At 60.9% G+C, this 18,553-nt stretch carries 16 protein-coding genes; 7 read left to right on the top strand and 9 right to left on the bottom strand.

Features of this window, described 5'->3' with window-relative positions; translation table 11 throughout:
• Window positions 1-26: 26 nt before the first annotated feature.
• Window positions 27-2,387: a bifunctional (p)ppGpp synthetase/guanosine-3',5'-bis(diphosphate) 3'-pyrophosphohydrolase gene (locus tag DW943_RS05635; protein ID WP_117862438.1), complete on the bottom strand. Its 2,361-nt coding sequence runs from the start codon at window positions 2,385-2,387 to the stop codon at window positions 27-29.
• A 15-nt stretch (window positions 2,388-2,402) separates the two neighbouring features.
• On the bottom strand, window positions 2,403-5,690 hold the full coding sequence (recJ, locus tag DW943_RS05630; RefSeq protein WP_117862437.1) for a single-stranded-DNA-specific exonuclease RecJ: 3,288 nt from the start codon (window positions 5,688-5,690) through the stop codon (window positions 2,403-2,405).
• 275 nt (window positions 5,691-5,965) lie between these two features.
• On the opposite strand from recJ, the gene DW943_RS05625 reads away from it, so the two are divergent.
• Entirely contained in the window at window positions 5,966-6,964 is a 999-nt protein-coding gene (locus DW943_RS05625) for a bile acid:sodium symporter family protein (RefSeq protein ID WP_117862436.1), read from the top strand.
• A 70-nt stretch (window positions 6,965-7,034) separates the two neighbouring features.
• On the opposite strand, the gene DW943_RS05620 is transcribed toward DW943_RS05625, so the two are convergent.
• The gene (locus tag DW943_RS05620) at window positions 7,035-7,712 is read right to left on the bottom strand and encodes a copper homeostasis protein CutC (RefSeq protein WP_117862435.1); all 678 of its coding nucleotides are present in this window, start codon (window positions 7,710-7,712) and stop codon (window positions 7,035-7,037) included.
• A gap of 284 nt (window positions 7,713-7,996) precedes the next feature.
• Here DW943_RS05620 and DW943_RS05615 point away from each other — a divergent pair, with 284 nt between their 5' ends.
• The 4 genes from DW943_RS05615 to DW943_RS10470 all read left to right on the top strand — a co-directional run bounded on the left by DW943_RS05615 (window position 7,997) and on the right by DW943_RS10470 (window position 9,522).
• On the top strand, window positions 7,997-8,317 hold the full coding sequence (locus tag DW943_RS05615; RefSeq protein ID WP_187362357.1) for a PadR family transcriptional regulator: 321 nt from the start codon (window positions 7,997-7,999) through the stop codon (window positions 8,315-8,317).
• Window positions 8,304-8,936: a DUF1700 domain-containing protein gene (locus DW943_RS05610; protein ID WP_117862434.1), complete on the top strand. Its 633-nt coding sequence runs from the start codon at window positions 8,304-8,306 to the stop codon at window positions 8,934-8,936. Before DW943_RS05615 ends, DW943_RS05610 begins: the two co-directional genes overlap by 14 nt.
• A gap of 14 nt (window positions 8,937-8,950) precedes the next feature.
• Complete coding sequence (locus tag DW943_RS05605) at window positions 8,951-9,214, top strand: hypothetical protein (protein WP_117734502.1); 264 nt, start codon at window positions 8,951-8,953, stop codon at window positions 9,212-9,214.
• 125 nt (window positions 9,215-9,339) lie between these two features.
• The gene (locus DW943_RS10470; RefSeq protein ID WP_158566109.1) at window positions 9,340-9,522 is read left to right on the top strand and encodes a hypothetical protein; all 183 of its coding nucleotides are present in this window, start codon (window positions 9,340-9,342) and stop codon (window positions 9,520-9,522) included.
• Here DW943_RS10470 and DW943_RS05600 read toward each other — a convergent pair whose 3' ends face one another.
• The 6 genes from DW943_RS05600 to DW943_RS05575 all read right to left on the bottom strand — a co-directional run bounded on the left by DW943_RS05600 (window position 9,523) and on the right by DW943_RS05575 (window position 15,822).
• Window positions 9,523-10,224, bottom strand: a complete 702-nt coding sequence (locus DW943_RS05600; protein WP_035137222.1) for an ABC transporter ATP-binding protein — start codon at window positions 10,222-10,224, stop codon at window positions 9,523-9,525.
• Between the two features lie 12 nt (window positions 10,225-10,236).
• Window positions 10,237-11,097 carry an ABC transporter ATP-binding protein gene (locus tag DW943_RS05595; RefSeq protein ID WP_006234439.1) on the bottom strand — a complete coding sequence of 287 codons (861 nt, stop codon included), beginning with the start codon at window positions 11,095-11,097 and terminating at the stop codon, window positions 10,237-10,239.
• On the bottom strand, window positions 11,087-12,166 hold the full coding sequence (locus DW943_RS05590; RefSeq protein WP_117862433.1) for a branched-chain amino acid ABC transporter permease: 1,080 nt from the start codon (window positions 12,164-12,166) through the stop codon (window positions 11,087-11,089). The genes DW943_RS05595 and DW943_RS05590 overlap by 11 nt, the downstream gene beginning before the upstream one ends.
• 9 nt (window positions 12,167-12,175) lie before the next feature.
• A complete protein-coding gene (locus DW943_RS05585) occupies window positions 12,176-13,057 on the bottom strand; it encodes a branched-chain amino acid ABC transporter permease (protein ID WP_117862446.1) in 882 nt (293 codons plus the stop codon).
• A 139-nt stretch (window positions 13,058-13,196) separates the two neighbouring features.
• On the bottom strand, window positions 13,197-14,384 hold the full coding sequence (locus DW943_RS05580; protein ID WP_117862432.1) for an ABC transporter substrate-binding protein: 1,188 nt from the start codon (window positions 14,382-14,384) through the stop codon (window positions 13,197-13,199).
• Between the two features lie 271 nt (window positions 14,385-14,655).
• Window positions 14,656-15,822, bottom strand: a complete 1,167-nt coding sequence (locus DW943_RS05575) for an ABC transporter substrate-binding protein (RefSeq protein WP_117862431.1) — start codon at window positions 15,820-15,822, stop codon at window positions 14,656-14,658.
• Between the two features lie 251 nt (window positions 15,823-16,073).
• On the opposite strand from DW943_RS05575, the gene DW943_RS05570 reads away from it, so the two are divergent.
• Together DW943_RS05570 and DW943_RS05565 are read left to right on the top strand one after the other, a co-directional pair.
• Window positions 16,074-17,417 carry a homoserine dehydrogenase gene (locus DW943_RS05570; RefSeq protein ID WP_117862430.1) on the top strand — a complete coding sequence of 448 codons (1,344 nt, stop codon included), beginning with the start codon at window positions 16,074-16,076 and terminating at the stop codon, window positions 17,415-17,417.
• A gap of 214 nt (window positions 17,418-17,631) precedes the next feature.
• On the top strand, window positions 17,632-18,381 hold the full coding sequence (locus DW943_RS05565) for an SDR family NAD(P)-dependent oxidoreductase (protein WP_117862429.1): 750 nt from the start codon (window positions 17,632-17,634) through the stop codon (window positions 18,379-18,381).
• Window positions 18,382-18,553: the final 172 nt, after the last annotated feature.

The raw sequence follows: 18,553 nt of genomic DNA, 5'->3' as shown, positions 1-18,553 counted from the left end.
TCGATAATGTGGCACGTTCGTCGCGACTAAACGCGGCGCTTGAGCTGCGCTCCACCCTCGCCGGGCATCAGGCGGCGAGCATCGTAGACCGAATCGACGCTGCTGATGGAAGCCAGCAGCGGATCCAGACCACTCGCGTCCGAGATCTCGACCATAAAGCGCAGGGTTGCAATTCCCTCACGGTTGGTCGACGTGGCAGCGGAAAGAATATTGCCACCCGCATCTCCGATGGCGATAGTCACATCCTTGAGCAGGCCCATGCGGTCCAGGCACTCGACCACAATCTCGACCTGGAAGAGGGTGTCGGCAGCGCCGTCCCACTCGACGTCAATCATGCGCTCGGGGTGTTCCATGAGGCCCTTGACGTTGGGGCAGTTGGCCCGGTGCACCGAGACGCCGCGTCCACGCGTGATAAAGCCTACGATGTCGTCACCCGTCACAGGGTTGCAACAATGTGCCAGACGAACCAGCAGGCCGCTGTTGCTCTCGCCCTTGACGATAATGCCGTTGCTGGCGTTCTTGCCACGCTTCTGCGGCTTGCGATTAGAGCCACGAGCCGGCTGCTTAACAACTTCGGCGATTGCCGCGGCCTTGGTGAGCTGCTCCTCGGGCTTGGGATCTAAGATCTGCTCGACCTTGTTGGCCACAGCGCGCGGGGCAACCTTGCCGGCACCAACTGCCGCGAACAGGTCCTCGAGCTGTTTGTAGTTAAACTGCTCCGCAACGGCATTGAGCGCGCGCGTCGAGCGCGGCGTGGAAATACCGTACCCGCGCTTGCGAAGATCCTTGGCCAGAATATCGCGACCGGCGGCGGCGTCATCGTCCTTGGTCGCAGCAGCAAAGTAGCGACGAATCTTGGACTTGGCCGAAGGGGTCTTGACGATCTTGAGCCAATCACGCGACGGCTTGGAACTCTTGTTGGTCAGGATTTCAACGCGGTCGCCCGTCTTGATCTCGTGCGTGAGCGGGGCCACCGCACCGTTGATCTTAGCGCCGACGCAGTGGTTTCCCACCTCGGTGTGAACGGCGTAGGCAAAGTCGAGTGGCGTGGAGCCGGCACGAAGCGCCATGACCTCGCCCTTGGGCGTAAAGACGAAGATCTCCTGATCGAAGAGGTCGACTTTCAGCGAATGCAGGTATTCCTTAGCGTCGGTGATCTCATCAGACGCAGCCCAATCGAGCGAATGTTTGAGCCAGTTAATCTGGTCGTCCAGACGCTGGGCATCATTGGTCTTAGACGCAGACGATCCGCCCGATTTCTTATACAGCCAGTGGGCGGCAATGCCGTACTCGGCCTGCTCGTGCATCTCGTAGGTACGAATCTGAATCTCGAGCGGACGAGCCGTGGGGCCGATAACCGTCGTGTGGAGCGACTGGTAGTTATTGACCTTGGGCATGGCGATATAGTCTTTAAAGCGCCCGGGCATGGGGTGCCACAGCGTATGCACCGCACCGAGCGTGGAGTAGCAATCGCGCACCGAATGCGTGATGACGCGCAGTGCCACCAGGTCGTAGATCTCGGAAAATTCCTTGCCCTTGCGCTTCATCTTTTGGTAGATGGACCAATAGTGCTTGGAACGGCCGTTGATCTGGAAGTCCTCCAGGCCAATGCGGTTGAGCTCGTCGGTGAGTGTCTTGATGGTCTCGGCCAGATAGCGCTCACGGACCTCGCGCGACTCCGCCACCATGCGTGCGATGCGCTGGTAGGCGTCGGGTTCAAGGTAGAAGAAGGACAGGTCCTCGAGTTCCCATTTAATGGAGCTCATGCCCAGACGGTCGGCCAGGGGCGCATACACGTCCATGGTCTCGCGGGCCTTAAACAGGCGACGGTCCTCACGCAGGGCCGCAAGGGTGCGCATGTTGTGCAGACGGTCGGCAAGCTTAACGATGATGACGCGGATGTCCTTGGACATGGCGAGGAACATCTTTCGCAGCGTGAGCGCCTGTTTCTCGTCCATGCTGTCGACTTCGATGTTGGTGAGCTTGGTCACGCCATCGACGAGCTCGGCCACCGTATCGCCAAACAGGCCGGAAACATCGGCAAGCGAGGTCTCGGTGTCCTCGACGGTATCGTGCAGCAGCGCGGCGCACACCACATCGCAGTCCATCTTGAGATCGGCCAAAATGATGGCCACCTCGACGGGATGGTTGATGTACATCTCACCCGAGCGGCGCTTTTGGTTGCAGTGCTTCTCGGCAGCAAAGCAATAGGCCTGCTCCACCTTAGAAAAGTCGTCCTCATTCATATATTTGAGGCACAGGCGCTCCAGCTTGTCGTAGCTGTCCGCCATAATCTCGGGCGGCAGCTCATCGGCATGCTTATAGTGCTCCATCTCCGAGAACGGCTGGAGGGCGGAATCATGGGCGGTACGGGCTGCGGCATCCATCGAGGTCCCCTTCCCCTAGGCCCGCGGTACGATCGGGCGGTTAACTTTGGCTAGCATATCAGAAGCGCACGAATCGAGCGCCCAACTCCGGAAAGCCGAGAACTCCATGCGCGAACGCAAACCCTCCAAATAGCGAATTGACCTGCTCAATTGCACACGGCCGGGGTTTTCGGCCATCGCGATGCGACGGGTGTCGTCAAACCCCGAAACGCGACAGAAGCCAAGCTCTTCGAAGATTCCCAGGCCACTTTCCACCGAGCGCTCGTCGACCGGCGTGCGAGCATCGATGGCAAGGCACATCTGCGCGATGTCGATATCGCTCGCGCTAAAGGAATCGTCCCCGGTCTTGCCGCGGTTGGAGCGCCACATGGTTTGCAGCGCGCGATAGAGCGTGACGAGCTCGTCGCGCTCAGGCGCATAGCAGTCGAGTAGGCGCTCGTTAATGCGGGCGTCGCGCGACGAATAGAGCAGGTGAATCACGGCGGGCTGTCCATCGCGACCGGCGCGGCCACTCATCTGGTTAAACTCAATCGCGCCAAACGGCATGTGGTAGAGCACGACATGGCGGATATCGGGCAGGTTCACGCCCTCACCAAAGGCAGAGGTCGAAACGATGCAACTGAGGTTTCCGTCACGAAACGCTTCCTCGACACGGCGGCGATCGGAGCGTGCGAGCCCCGCGTTATAGAACGCGATATGAGTCGCACAGTCGGGCACGCGTTTGCGTAGCGTCTTGGCAAGCGCCACGGACTGATCACGCGAGTTGACGTAGATGACGGTCTTCTCCCCCGTCGCGACGATGGACACCAGGCGGTTTTCGCGGCTCGCAAGATCGCGGTCGTCCTCGAGCTGCAAGTTCTCACGCACGGTCTCGTCGACCACCGTACGGGTAATCGGCAACACGCGGGCGAGCTCGGCCACAACCGGAGCCGTCGCGGTGGCCGTCGCCGCCATAACGACCGGATCGCCCAGGGCCTTGAGGATGTCGGGCATGTCGAGGTATGCGCTACGGTCGCCGCCCTTGGCAAGACCGGCATGATGCGCCTCATCGATAACGACAAAACCGATGCGCCCCGAACGCGCAAAGCGGTCGCGGTGAATAGACAGGAACTCAGGCGTCGTGAGCACGATGCCGGTGCGGCCCGAAGCCAGGCCGGCAAACACGTCATCGCGCGCTGCCTCCACGGTCTCGCCGGTCAGCACGCCCACGCCAATCCCGAGCGCAGCCATCGTCGATGAAAGATGATAGGCCTGGTCGGCAACGAGCGCGCGCAGCGGATAGACAAAGATGCTCGCACGCCCTCGAAGGACCGCCTCGCGCGCGGCGTGCACATGGAAGATGAGCGACTTGCCACGTCCCGTCCCCATAACGGCCAAAACACTCTGGTGGTCGGCGAGCGCATCGAGCGCCTCGACCTGCGCGCGGTGCGGCTGGTTCGAGCCAATAAAGCTATGGATAAGCGAGCGCGTCAGCTCGGTATAGGAAAGCTGGGCGAGCGTTTGGCGCTTGCGGGACTCCAGACGAAGACCGGCGTCCGCAGGCTCCACGCCGCGGCGAAGCTCACATGCCGGGTCGTCAACGCTGGGCGCCGTGGTATCGCGGACCAAGACATCCTTGATCATGAGCTTTGGCTTTACGCGACCTTGCCAATGCTCGGCCACGGCTTCGAACACCAAGTCGACGGCGCTATCGCAATTGATGAGCTTATCGATCTGCGGCACGCGGAACATAATGGCCGGCACACTCGCGGCGCCATCGGTCGCCACGAAGCGCATGTGCTCGCCGGTTTTGCCCACCACGGCGCGATCGCACATTGTCACGCCCTCGGCGGCCAGAAGCGGCACCTTATTGCCCTGGCCAAACGGCTCAAGACGGGAAATTTGCTCGATGGTCTCGATATTTAGCTCGGAGAGGTCAACGGTGGCGGCAACCTCGTCAGTGTCCTCAAAGTCATCGGCGGGAAGCTCCGATAGCACGGCCGAAAGGCGACGGCGGAACTCATCGAGCTTGGATGCCTCGATGGTCACACCCACCGCACCGGCATGCCCGCCGCGGCGAATCAGCAGGTCGGAGCAACGCTCGACGGCGTCGAACAGGTTGACCTTGCCCACCGAGCGGCCCGATCCGCGTGCAACGCCGTCCTCAATCGAGAAGAGCAGCGCCGGCACGTGATAGCGATTGGTCAGGCGGCTCGCCACGATGCCCTTGACGCCCTCGTGCCAGCCCTCGCCGCCCACGACGATTGCGCGCCCGCCGTCATAAGTCTCCTCGACCTTCGCCATGGCATCGCGCGTAAGCTCGGCCTCGATCTCGCGGCGTTGGCGATTGATTTCCTCGAGCTCGGCTGCCAGTGCACTTGCCTCGATAGGATCGCGGGCAAGCAGCAGGTCGAGCGCCAGCTTGGGATCAGCCATGCGGCCGGCAGCATTCAGACGAGGGATGAGCGAAAACGACAGGCCGTCGGCCGTAATGGTAGAAAGGTCGGCCTTGGCAAGTGCGGCAAGCGCGATATAGCCAGGACGGGCCGTCACGCGCATCTGCTGGATGCCCTCGGCGACCAGTGCGCGATTCTCGGGCGTGAGCGGCATCATGTCGGACACGGTGCCCAGCGCCGCGACCTCGATCAGCGAACGCCAATACGACGGCTTGCCCAAACGCTCGCCCAGGACCTGCACCAGCTTGAGCGCCACGCCGGCACCGGCGAGCTCGCGCGAGGGACCCTCGTCCTCGAGCTTGGGGTCGGTCAGGGGCACGCCCTGCGGCACCTGGTCGGACGGCTCGTGATGGTCCGTGACCACCAAATCGATCCCCAGGCTCTCCAGATAGGAGACCTCCTCCTTGGCGGCAATACCGTTATCGACGGTCACGATCAGGTTGGGTTGGGCGAGCTCGTTGACGCGGTCGAGCGCCGCACGCGACAGGCCGTAGCCCTCGTCAAAGCGATGCGGAATAAACGGCGTGACGTTGGCGCCAAACGAACGTAGCGCCTCGGTCAACAGACAAGTCGACGTAATGCCGTCGACGTCAAAATCGCCAAAGACGGCGATGCACTCGTGGCTGCGAATAGCACGCTCAACGCGGTCAGCGACGACCGCCATGCCCGGAATAACGAGCGGGTCCGCCCAGTCGCGATCGAGCGAAGGCGTCAAAAACAGCTGGCCTTCCTCGATGGATGTAATGCCGTGCGCAACCATAATGCGCGCCACCAGCCCGGGTATGCCCAGGCCAGCCGAAAGCTCCTTTTCGAGCTCGGGGTTTTGCCGAGCGACCGCCCAGCGATGCGTCGTCTTAAGCGATGACATAGGCGCCCACCCCCGATAGGGGCAGGTCGCCGCGATACCTCTCACGGTTCATAGCGATGAGTCCTCTGTGTATGCCCGCTTCGGCAGGCAGATCTGTTGAACGGATTTATTATACCGTGCGGCACGGACGCACAACGTCCAGCACGCCGCGGTTTCGATAAACGAGGGCGGTAATAGCCTCGAAATATTCGAGCGTTTCTGACGCACAGACGCATGCGAGCGTCTAGCATATCCATTCAAAACGAATTCACGAGCAAAGGGAGTCACAAGAGCATATGAAGCAATGGGTTGGACTGGGCAAGTTTCTCGCGGGGCACATGCAGGTCATCGTTCCGATTTGCGTGACGCTCGGCGTGCTCTTTCCCCAGCAGATCGGCGTGCTCAAGCCCATCGTTCCCGCCCTGTTTGCCTTTATGACGTTCCAAGGTGCGCTCAGCAACACCTTTCACCAGGTGGCCGAGGCGTTCCGCCGTCCCCTACATTTGATTTTGGCGTTATTTGTCTCGGCCGTGCTCATCCCCATCGCGGCGTATGCCATGAGCTCACTGTTCTTTGGTTCCAACCCAAACCTTGTCTGCGGCATCGTGCTCGAGTACAGCGTACCCGTGGCAGTCACCGCCTTTATGTGGATTAGCATGTTCGGCGGCAACGGCCCGCTCGCGCTCACCATTATCCTGACGTCCTCGGCCATCTCGCCCGTCACGATTCCGCTCACGCTTAAGCTCCTGCTGGGTGCCACCGTTGCAATCGATGTTCCGAGCATGATGCAGAACATGGCCTTTATGATCGCCATCCCCGCCGTGCTCGGCATCGTGATCAACGAGCTCACGCGCGGCTGGGGACACGAGAAACTCTCCCCCGCGCTTTCGCCCGCCTGCAAGTTCATGATGATGGGCGTCATCGCGTCCAACTCCACCGCCATGAGTGAGTATGTACTGCACATGAACGCACAGCGCTTGGAAGTCGCCCTCTTTATTTTGGTCTTCGCCATCAGCGGCTTTGTCGTCGGTTTTCTGGTCGCCCGCGCGCTGCATCTGCCATATAGCGAGACGACTACCATGCGCTTTACCTGCGGCATGCGTAACATCTCTTCGGGCGCCGTCATCGCCACGCAGTACTTTCCCGGCGAAGTCGTGTTTCCCGTCATGTGCGGGACGCTGTTTCAGCAGGTACTGGCCTCGATTATCGGGCATCTCTTTGAGCGCCTAACCGGCGAGGAGCGCGCCGCCCAGCGCAAGCGCGTCGAGGCCGGCCGCGACGCCATGGCACGCTAGTTTGTCCGCTTTGTTCGAGCGCTCCCCTTGTTACTCAAGCGCCATGGGATGAACACGCAGCCAGCGCGGGCTACGCCTCCAGCGGCACGATCTTGGTGCCATGCAGCTCGGAGACGCCAAGCGCCGCCGCCACGGCATCGCGGTTGGCCGTGGTAATGCCGCCGCCGGGAAGGATGGTCAGGCGCCCGGCCGCATACTCGACAAGGCGCGACAGGTGCTCCAGGTTGTCCTCGATCGCCGTGCCAGCGGCGCCGCCGTGCGTCAGGATGCGCGTAACGCCGCAATCAACAAGCGTATCGAGTGCGTCGAGCTGAGCCTCGGGGGAAAGCTGGTCAAATGCCATATGGAAGGTGATGTCGACGGGATCGCGCTTGCACTCCTCGGCTGCACATCCCGCAGCCATCACCAAGGCACCGAGTGTGAGCTCGTCGAGCGCCCATCCGCCAGCACAGCGCTTGCAGCAGCCAAAGACGAGGCCGTCGACACCGGCACTTACGGCAAGGCCCAGGTCCATCTCCATCATGCGCAGCTCGTCTTGGTTGTACTGGAAGTCGCCGCCGCGCGGACGAATCATGCACATCACGCGTGCATCGTGCTCGTGAGCATAGTTGACCGTAGCGCTGATAACGCCGGCGGAAGGCGTGGTGCCGCCAACGGCCAAGTTGTCGCACAGCTCAATGCGAACCGCACCGGCCTCGATAGCCGCCGGTACCCGCCCAAAGTTCTCGGCGCAAAACTCGTACAGCATAGATAGCCCCCAGAAGACATTTCTATTTCCACACGGCATTGTCGCACGTTAAATAGCAACCCGCACAATGGAACAAAACCTTGACAAGGAGTGTCCCAAAGTGCCGGCACATAAGGAACGTCCCCAGGTGCCACCTTGAGCGATGGGCACTCATTTAAGTACGTCCCCAATGAGTACCCGCAGGGGACAGACAGACCGGACTCCCTATACGACAACTGTTGACATCATATACTATGTGTCATATAGTAGGTGTTACACAGTATATTACGAAAGGAGGTGTGCGGATGGAGGCACAGATGAAGCGCGGCTTCCTCGAGGCCTGCGTGCTCGCGGCCGTCTCGGGCGAGGAATCCTACGGCTATCAGATCGTGAAGGACGTGCCCGCGAGTATGGGGCTCACGGAATCCACGCTCTATCCGTTGCTCAAGCGCCTGGAGAAGGCGGGCTGCATCACCGCGCGCTCCGCCGAACACAACGGGCGGCTGCGGAGGTACTACCGCATCACGGACGCCGGGCGCGAGCGTATCGCCGAGTTCCTCGCCGAATGGCCATCCGTGCAGGAGATCTACCGTTACGTGGAGGGGGCGCACCATGACGCGCGATGAGTTCTTGAACCGGCTGGGCGAGCTTCTGGCCTGCCTGCCGGCAGATCAGGTAAAGGAAACGCAGGAGTTCTACGCGGAGGCCATCGCCGACCGTATGGAGGACGGCATGACGGAGGCCGAGGCTGTGGCCGCCATGGGCACGCCCGGTGAGGTCGCCGAGGCAACGCTCGACGAACTGCCCGCCGTGCCGCGCGCGATCGCGAGGACCAAGCGCAAGAGCACGGCACTTCTATGGGCGCTCGCCATCGTGGGCTCTCCGGTATGGATTCCGCTGCTGCTCGCGTTCGTCGCCGTTGCCGTTGCAGTCTACATCTGTATTTGGGTTCTTGCACTCTGTGTGTGGATCGTGGCCGCGGCATTCGGGGGCGCGGGCCTGGTAGGGCTCCTGTTCGCCGTGGACGGCATCATTATCGGGCATGTTCCGTACGTTTTGGCCTCGATGGGAATGGGATTCGCTTCCATCGGTGTGGCGCTCCTCACGGGAGCAGGCGCCTGGACGGCGTCCAAGCAGATCGCGCGCCTCTCTGCCCTTTGGGCGAAGAAAGCCGTTTCGCCCTTCTGGAAAGATCGAGGCAATAAGAGCCGCATGGGCGCTGAAGCGGCGCCGCTCACGGCATAGGAAGGAGTGCAAACATGTCCAGCGTAAAAAAGATTTACCTTGCCGTAGCGGGTGGGCTTGTTGCCACGGGGCTCGTCCTGGCTGCTATCGGATTTGTGGCCTCCGGCTTTAACCTCGCTGTGTTCAACACGCAGATCGACCTGCGCGATGACACCATCATTCTGGGTGGTGTTGAAATGGACGACCCGACAGGGCTTCCACTCATCGAGCAGCTTGCCGAGGTTGGCGAGATCCATATTGGATCTGCAACGGCTGGTTCGTCTTCTACTCGCAAATGATCGAGCTCGTAGCAGCCATCCCCCTTCGGGCACACCACGACGGGCGTGAGCACGCCGCACTCGGAGCCTTTTGACCTAGTCATTGGGGACGTTCTTAAACGGCTAGTCATTCAAGAACGTCCCCAATGACTACCCCCAACGTCGATGTTTTGGCAACGACAGCGAAAACCCGCCAGAGCGAGCAAGGTGCCTTGAAACAAGGCGGCATTGACCTTCTGGTCATGCCGCCGACCTTGAAACGCAGATTGCCGCTCTGGCGGGCTTGCAGCGTCGAGCCGTTACGCGGTTTGGTAAAACCGCGTAACTAGTTAGCCGCCCAGGTAAGCTTTGCGGACGTTATCGTCGTGCAGGAGCTCTTGGCCCGTGCCGGTCATGGTAATCTTGCCGGTCTCGAGCACGTAGCCGCGTGTGGCGATCGAGAGCGCCATCTGCGCGTTCTGCTCGACCAGAAGCACCGTGGTGCCGGCCTTGTGCAGGTCCTCGACAATCTGGAAGATCTGCTCAATCAGAATCGGCGCCAGGCCCATGGAAGGCTCGTCGAGCATGAGCAGCTTGGGGTTACTCATAAGGGCGCGACCCATAACGAGCATCTGCTGCTCGCCGCCCGAAAGGGTGCCGGCGACTTGGCGACGGCGCTCCTTAAGGCGCGGGAACTGCTCGTAGACGCGCTCAAGGCCCGGAGCCACCGTGGACTTGGGCTGCGTATAGGCGCCCATTTCCAGGTTCTCCTCGACCGTCATCTGCAAAAAGGCGCGACGGCCCTCGGGGACCTGAGCCAGGCCCTTGCCCACCAGCTTGTCAGCCGGCGTATGGGTAATGTCCTCGCCCATAAACTTGATGGAGCCGGTCTTGGAGCGCAGCAGGCCCGAGACGGTCTTAAGCGTTGTAGACTTGCCGGCACCGTTCGCGCCGATCAAGGCCACGATCTCACCCTCGTTGACGTTAAAGGAGATGTCCTTGATGGCGTGTATGGCGCCGTACCAGACGTTGATGTTGTAGACGGAAAGCATCGGCTCTGCCATTTAGTTCTCCCCCTTATCCTGCTTGCCCAGATATGCCTCGATAACAGCGTCGTTGTTCTGGATTTCCTCTGCCGTGCCCTTGGCGATGACCTTACCAAAGTTGAGCACGCAGATGCCCTCGCAGATGTTCATGACGAGCGACATGTCGTGCTCGATAAGCATGATGGCAATGCCAAAGGTGTCGCGAATCTTTACGATGTTCGCCATGAGCTCCGCGGTCTCGGACGGATTCATGCCGGCGGCAGGCTCGTCAAGCAGCAGCAACTTAGGGTTGGTGGCAAGCGCACGAACAATCTCCAGACGACGCTGGGCGCCATAAGGCAGCGAACCGGCCTGCTCATTTGCCAGATGCTCCATATCAAAGATGGAGAGCAGCTCCATGGCGCGCTCATGGGCGGCCTTCTCGTGCTTCCAATACGTCGGCAGACGCAGCACGCCCTCAAAACCGGAGTAGCGCTCCTGGTTGTGCAGACCGACCTTAACGTTGTCCTCCACCGTCATAGTGTTGAACAGGCGGATGTTTTGGAAAGTACGGGCGATGCCCATGCGGTTGACCTGATAGACCGACTTGCCCGAGGTGTCCTCACCGTCGAGCAGGATGGTGCCGTGCGTGGGCTGGTACACCTTGGTAAGCAGGTTGAATACCGTGGTCTTACCGGCGCCGTTGGGGCCGATCAGACCGGCGATCTCGGTCTTGCCGATAGTCAGGCTAAAGTCGTCGACTGCCTTAAGACCACCGAACTCAATGCCCAGGTGGATGCACTCGAGCGCCGGGCGCTGGCCCAGATCGCGATCGGGAACGATGGCGCCAGAAGGATACGGGACCATCTTGCCCTTGTTGAACTCAAATTTACTGGGCATCGGCTGCCACCTCCTTCTTGGAAGCAAAACGGTCCTTGACGCGACCGAAGAACGCCTTAAGCTGCGGGTTGTTAGTAAAGATCATGACCAGGATCAGCACGATGGCGTAGATGAGCATGCGGTAGTCCGAGAACTGACGGAGCAGCTCGGGGAGCACCGTAAGCAGTGCGGCCGCGATGACGGAACCGCGCATGTTGCCCAGACCGCCCAGGACCACGAACACCAGGATGAGGATCGACGTGTTGAAGTCGAACTTGGTGGCGGAAAGCTGCGAGAAGTTACCGCCGAAGAGAGCTCCGGCAGCACCGGCGAGGGCAGCGGAAACCACGAAGGCGATCATGCGGTACTCGGTGACGGAGATGCCTACGGACTCGGCTGCAATCTTGTTATCGCGCACGGCCATAATGGCACGGCCGGTACGGCTGCGCACCAGGTTGAGTACAATCACGAGCGCGACCATAACCAGGATGGCGCCGGCAAGGAAGGTCGAATAGGTCGACACGCCCGATGCGCCCTGGGCACCCTTGATGATGGCGGTGCCGTCCTCGAGCAGGTGCAGGTCGTCGATCGTGGAGTTACCCGTGATGTTAAAGATAACATGCAGGCCGCGGGAGTCGACGCCCACGATAAGACAGGTGACGATCTCTTTGATGATCTCGCCAAAAGCCAGGGTCACGATGGCCAGGTAGTCACCGCTCAGGCGCAGAACCGGGATGCCAATCAGGAAGCCCAAGATGGCAGCGGCGATAGCGCCGACCACAATGCTGATGATCAGGCGCATCGGATCGGACGGAACGGCGCTCTCCAGCGCGACGGCGGTAACGATGCCCGTATAGGCGCCGACACTCATAAAGCCCGCGTGGCCCAGCGACAAGTCGCCCGCGATGCCGACAACGAGGTTGAGCGAGATGGCCATAACGATGTAGGCCGTGATGGGAACCAGCTGACCGGCGATCATGCGCGGGATCATATGGTTGGACTGCATAAAGAACACGATGGCGAATGCCACGATGCACATGGCGTACGTGACAAAGTCGTGACGCGTCTGCTTGTCTTTAAGGAACTTCATAGCGCTCACCTACACCTTCTCGGGGACGTACTTGCCCAAGAGGCCGGCAGGCTTGACGAGCAGGACGACAATCAGAACACCAAAGACGATGGAGTTGGCAAGACTCGTGGAAATGTAGGCCTGAGCCATCGCCTCGATGATGCCGATGAGAATGCCGCCGACAAAGGCACCGGGAATGGAGCCGATGCCGCCGAAGACAGCAGCGTCGAAAGCCTTGATGCCGGGCATGGCGCCCGTGGTGGGCTGCAGGACCGGCGAGTAGGAGCACAGGAGCACGCCGGCGATAGCGGCAAGCGCCGAGCCGATGGCAAACGTCATCGAGATGGTGCGGTTAACGTTGATGCCCATGAGCTGAGCGGCGGCCTTGTCCTCGGACACGGCACGCATGGCCTTGCCCATCTTGGTCTTACCTGTAAAGAACATCAGACCGGCCATGATGACCAGGCAGGCGAGGATGGTGACGAGCGATACGGCGCTCACGTTGTACTTGGCCAAGAACTCCGGCACCGGGAAGGTGACGAGCGAAGTAAAGTTCTTGGGCGTGGCGCCCCACAGGAGCTGCGCGGCATTCTGCAGGAAGTAGGACACGCCGATGGCCGTGATCAGAACGGCCAGCGGGCCCGCCTGACGCAGCGGCTTGTATGCCAGGCCCTCGATGAGAACACCGAGAACGGTACAGACCACACAAGAGAGAATTACAGATGCCCAGCCCGGGAGGCCGAGATACGACGTGGCACAGAACGAGACATAGGCACCGACCATGATGACGTCGCCGTGAGCGAAGTTCAGCATCTTGGCGATGCCATAGACCATGGTGTAGCCCAACGCGATGATGGCGTAGACGCTGCCCATGGACAGGCCGTTGACCAGGTATTGGATAAAGACCGTCATGTTCCACATCCCCCTTTCGAATAGGTTTCCAGTTAATGTATGAAACAGGGACGTTACACTGTCCCTAGATACCAAGCAAGCAGGGAAGGCCAAAACCTCCCCTGCTTGGGATCAAAACCGCTCTATGTAAGGCGGTCTATTAGGCCTGTACGTACTTGCCATCGGTGATGACGTACGCCGTGGGGTCCTTCTGGACCTGGCCCTTATCGTTCCAGGTGAGCTTGCCGGTCAGACCGTCAACGGTAATCTTGAGCATAGCCTTGGGCAGCTTCTCGGCGACCTCGGTCGGGTCGGCGTCGACACCAAGACCGGCCTCCTTGAGGGCCTCGGCCACCGCGTGCACGCCGTCGTAGGCGTCGGCGGCAAACTGGTCGGGAGTATCGCCGTACTTATCCTTGTAAGCGTTGACGAAGTCGGCGTTCTTCTCGTCGTCGGCGGAGAACGGGGTCATGAGCAGCAGACCCTCGGCAAGAGAGGTGTCGAAGCCCTCAACGCCCAGGATGCCGTCCATGCCGTCGCAGCCCATCATCTTGACGTCGTAGCCCATGTCCTTGGCATTCTTGAGCAGGACGGACGCCGGCGTGTAGTAGATCGGCGCAAAGATCATGGTGGCGCCGGCCTGCTTGGCCTTGGTCAGCTGGTTGGTAAAGCTCGTGGCGGAGTCGTCCTTAAAGGTCTCCTCGTCAACAACCTCGAGCTTGGACTCAGCGGCCTGGGCCTTAAAGGAATCCGCGATGCCCGAAGAATAGGCGTCGCCGGAGTTATAGAACAGCACGAACTTCTCGTCCGCATACTTCTGCGCCAGGAACTTGGCAGCGTTGACACCCTGGTTGGGGTCGGTGAAGCAAACCTGGAAGACGCAATCCTTGCCGTCGGTGACGTCCTCGGAGGACGCGGACGGGGTGATCATGAATGTCTTGGGGTCGTTACCGCACTCGGCGGCAACGGCAACCGACGCACCCGTGGTGGTCGGACCGACGAGGGCCTGCATGCCCCAGTCGAGCAGGGTGTTGAAGGCGTTGACGGCCTTCTCGCCATCGGCCTGGTCATCCTCGGCCTTGCTGGCAAGCGGCAGCTCCTTGGTCGAGAAATCCTTGCAGCCAAGCTCGACACCCTGGGTAACGGACTTGCCGTAGGACGCGTTGGCGCCGGTCAGCGGGCCGATAGTGCCGATCTTAAACGAAGCGTCGCTCGAAGCGGAACCGCTGTCGCCGCCGCTGGAGGAGCAGCCAGCTAGAATGGACATCGCCCCCAGACCTGCTGCGCTCGCGATAACGCTCCTGCGATTCATAACAGGGTTCAATGACTTACCGGTGAGGCTCGACATGCGGCTCTCCTCTCAAATCTCGTCGGGTTTTGGTTACCCGACAGGCCATCCTTCGCCGTGTTCGGCGTTCGCAAAATAGTAGACGCTTTAGTTGAGAAAAGTGGCGATTATTTCAACTTTTCTTTTGTTTTGTCCGTTTATCCATAGTTATGCGTATTTCTATTAGTTTATGCAGTTTAGCCACTTTATTGTGTAAAAGTAATGTTTCCATTCTGTTACAAGCGTCCCTGCCCTGATTAAAACGGCCTCACCGGTAGCGCTTTATGCGCACTTAGGCGGCGATGTACTTGCCGTCCTGGATCACATAGGCTGTAGCGGGCTTCTCGACTTGGCCCTCGTCGTTCCACGTGAGCTCGCCCGTCAGACCCTCGATCTTGATCTTGCGCATGGCCTTGGCAAGATCGCCGGCAATGTCGGCGCCGTCGGCCGTAATGTCGATGTTTGCCTTATCGATAGCCTCGACAATCGCATGGACGCAGTCATAGGCATCGGCGGCAAACTGGTTGGGCGTCTCGTCGTAGGCGTCCTTATATGCCTTGACGAAGTCGGCGCTCTTCTCATCGTCGGCAGAGAACGGGGTCATGAGCAGCACACCCTCGGCAAGAGAGGTGTCGAAGCCCTCAACGGAGAGCAGGCCGTCCATGCCGTCGGTACCCATGAGGGTCATGTCGTATCCCATGTCCTTGGCGTTCTTGAGCAAAACGGACGCCGGCGTGTAGTAGATCGGCGCAAAGATGAGCGTGGCGCCGGCCTCCTTGGCCTTGGTGAGCTGGTTGGTAAAGCTCGTGGAGGAGTCGTCCTTAAAGGTCTCGGTATCGACGATATCAAGTTTGGACTCCTTGGCCTGCTCGGCAAAGGCATCGGCAACACCCGAGCTGTACGTATCGCCGGAGTTGTAGAACAGGGCGATCTTGGCGTCTGCATACTTCTCGGCCAAAAACTTGGCAGCACTCGCGCCCATGGTGGGGTCGGTAAAGCAAACCTGGAAAACCGTGGTCTTGTCCTTGGTGACGTCGAGGGACGAAGCAGAGGGCGTGACCATGAGCATATCGTCGGCGATCTCGCCCGAGACAGCGACGGCGGCACCAGTCGTGACGGGGCCGACGAGCGCCTGCATGCCCCAGTCGCACAGGGTATTGAAGGCGTTGATAGCCTTCTCGCCGTCGGCGACGTCATCCTCGGACTTAAGCGAGAGCTTGAGATCCTTGGTCGAGAAATCCTTGGCGGCAAGCTTGGCACCCTTCTCGGCCGAAACGCCATAGGTTGCCGCGGCGCCGGTCAGAGGGCCGATGACACCGATCTTGAAGGTCTTGCCGTCATCGGCGGAGCCGCCGTCCGAGCCACCCGACGAGCAACCAGCGAGTGCGGCGGTGCTGCCGAACGCCGCAGCGCCGGCGAGAAAGTTCCTACGGCTGAGCGTGCTGTTGATGTTGAACATGGTGTCCCCCTTTTTCGCTGGCCGCGGTGCGGCCGTCTTGCGGTACGGGGCAAACCTTATGGCGCAAACGTTGACAGTTTGTTACGGAGTTCCGTTTGTAGCGAGCATGTTTCCAATGTTTCCGCAGCGTTTCGGGGGTGCCGTTTTGTGCGACTCCTGTTGCCTGGCGAGCACGCGCCCTCGGTTCACGCTAGAATGCACTCAACCTTTAAGCGGTTAATCCATCCATAAGATGCACGAAGGAGCTATCTATGAGCGAACCCCTGCGCACCGTGAACGTCGGTCTGATCGGTCTGGGAACCGTCGGCGGCGGCGTGGCCCGTCTGATCAAGAGCCACCACGATGAGTACCTGGCAGCCTACGGCATCGACCTTAAGCTGACCCGCGCCTGCGCGCTTGCTTGGGAGCAGGCCGAGGCGGCAGGCATTGAGCGCGAGGCCTTTACGAGCGACTGGCACGATGTCGTCACCGACCCCGCCGTCGACATCGTCGTCGAGCTGATTGGCGGCGAGCATCCCGCAACCGAGATCTTCACCACTGCCTTCGAGAACGGCAAGCATGTCGTCTCCGCCAACAAGGCCCTGCTGGGCCGCCGTGTCGAGACGCTTGCCGAGAAGGCGCGTGCGTGCGGCGTGCAGATTAAGTGCGAGGCCAGCTGCGGTGGCGGCATCCCCATTGTCAGCACACTCGAGCACGACCTGGTGGGTAACAAGATCCTGACCATCGCCGGCATCCTCAACGGCACCACCAACTACATCCTGTCGCGCATGGACGCCGAGGGCGCCGATTACGCTGACGTGCTCGCCGACGCACAGGCTAAGGGCTATGCCGAGGCCGACCCGTCCGCCGACGTCGACGGCTTCGATGCCGCCAGCAAGACGGCAATCCTCGCCTCCATCGGCTTTGGCACCCGCGTGACCACCGATGATGTGTACCAGCAGGGTATCCGTACCATCGGCGCCGAGGACATCGCCCAGGCCCGCGAGCTCGGCTACACCATCAAGCTGCTGGGCATCGCCCGCAACACCGACGCCGGCGTCGACGTCCGCGTGCATCCCACGCTCATCCCCGCCGACCACATGCTTGCCAAGGTCAACGGCGCCATGAACGCTGTCTACGTGGTAGGCGACGCCGTGGGCGAGACCATGTTCTACGGCGCGGGCGCAGGCTCCTTCCCCACCGCAAGCGCCGTCGTGGGCGATATTCTGTCGCTCTCCGAGCAGATCAGCCGCGGCGTGGCCCCGCTGCCCGAGATCGAGCCCTACGGTCACAACCTCGCCTTTAAGCCCATGGACGAGCTCCAGACCAAGTACTATGTGCGCCTGAAGGTCGCCGACCGCGTGGGCGCCCTGTCCGAGACGGTCGACATCTTTGCCAAGCACAACATCTCGATCTCGCTCATCAACCAGGTCGAGGACGGCAAGTCGGGCGTCAGCGATGCCTGCTCGGTCATCTTCCTGACGCACCGCGCGCTCGAGAAGGACGTCCAGGCTGCCGCCGCCGAGCTTGCCAGCGTCGACTGCGTGGCCGAGGTCGCCAACGTCCTGCGCATCGAGGACGTCGAGGCCTGGTCCGAAGGCGTTATGGCCAACTAGTCCAACGCTCGCCCAGCAATACGCGCCTTGAGGGCTCCCGTCCGATGTGGGACGGGAGCCCTTTTGTCTCCTGCCCCAAGCACAACGGCAGAGTATATTTGCGCGAGCCGCTCATCGGTAACGCGGGCTACCGTTCACCGATATGCAAACGCGACCGATTCCGGCTACCGCTACGCTGTGCTGCGAATGTCCGCCCGCGATGAGAGGAAGCACCATGTTGCTCGAGGGCAAGAAAGCAATCATCACCGGAGGCACGCGCGGTATCGGCTATGCCATCGCCTGCCGTTTTATCGAGGAAGGCGCTGCCGTCACCGTCTTTGGCTCGCGCCAGGAGACTGCCGACGCGGCCGTTGAGAAGCTGGCAGCCGCCTATCCCGACGCCAAGGTCTGGGGCCGCTCCTGCGACCTCACCTCGCTCGAGGCCGTGACCGGGGCCTTTACCCAGGCTGCAGCCGACATGGGCGGCTTGGACACGGTCATCAACAATGCCGGCATCTCCCAGCGCTCACCCCTTTTGGACTACACGGCCGAGGAGTTCGCCAAGGTTATGGACCTCAACGTCGTCGCCGTCTTTAATGGCCACCAGGCTGCCGCCAAGATCATGACCGAAGCCGGCCACGGCGGCACCATCACCACCACGAGCTCGATGGTCGCTAAGTACGGTCAGCCCTCCGGCGTTGGCTATCCCACGTCCAAGTTCGCCGTCAACGGCATGGTCCAGTCGCTCTCGCGCGAGCTCGCCCCCATGGGTATTCGCGTCAATGCCGTCGCGCCTGGCGTAACCAAGACCGATATGGTCGCCAACCTGCCCGAAGAGGTTATTAAGCCCATCATCGCCACCATTCCGCTGGGTCGCATGGGCGAGCCCGAGGACGTTGCCAACGCCTTCGTTTTCCTGGCGAGCGACATGTCCTCCTATGTCACGGGCGCCATCCTCCCCGTCGACGGAGCAGCCCGCTCTTAAGGGACCACAAGCCTCAGCTCCCAGCCTCAACATAGCTCAACAAAGAGGGCGCGCTGCCTGCATCAACCGCAGGCAGCGCGCCTTCTTCTGTTATGAAAGGGAAACTATGTCCCAGTATTTCGGATCAGAGCGGGGCCCGGTCCCCCCAGGACCTCCTTGCGGAAACTGCGTC

This window comes from Collinsella sp. AM44-11 (assembly GCF_003467145.1).
Lineage (GTDB): Bacteria > Actinomycetota > Coriobacteriia > Coriobacteriales > Coriobacteriaceae > Collinsella.
This window is presented reverse-complemented; position numbering and strand designations above follow the sequence as displayed.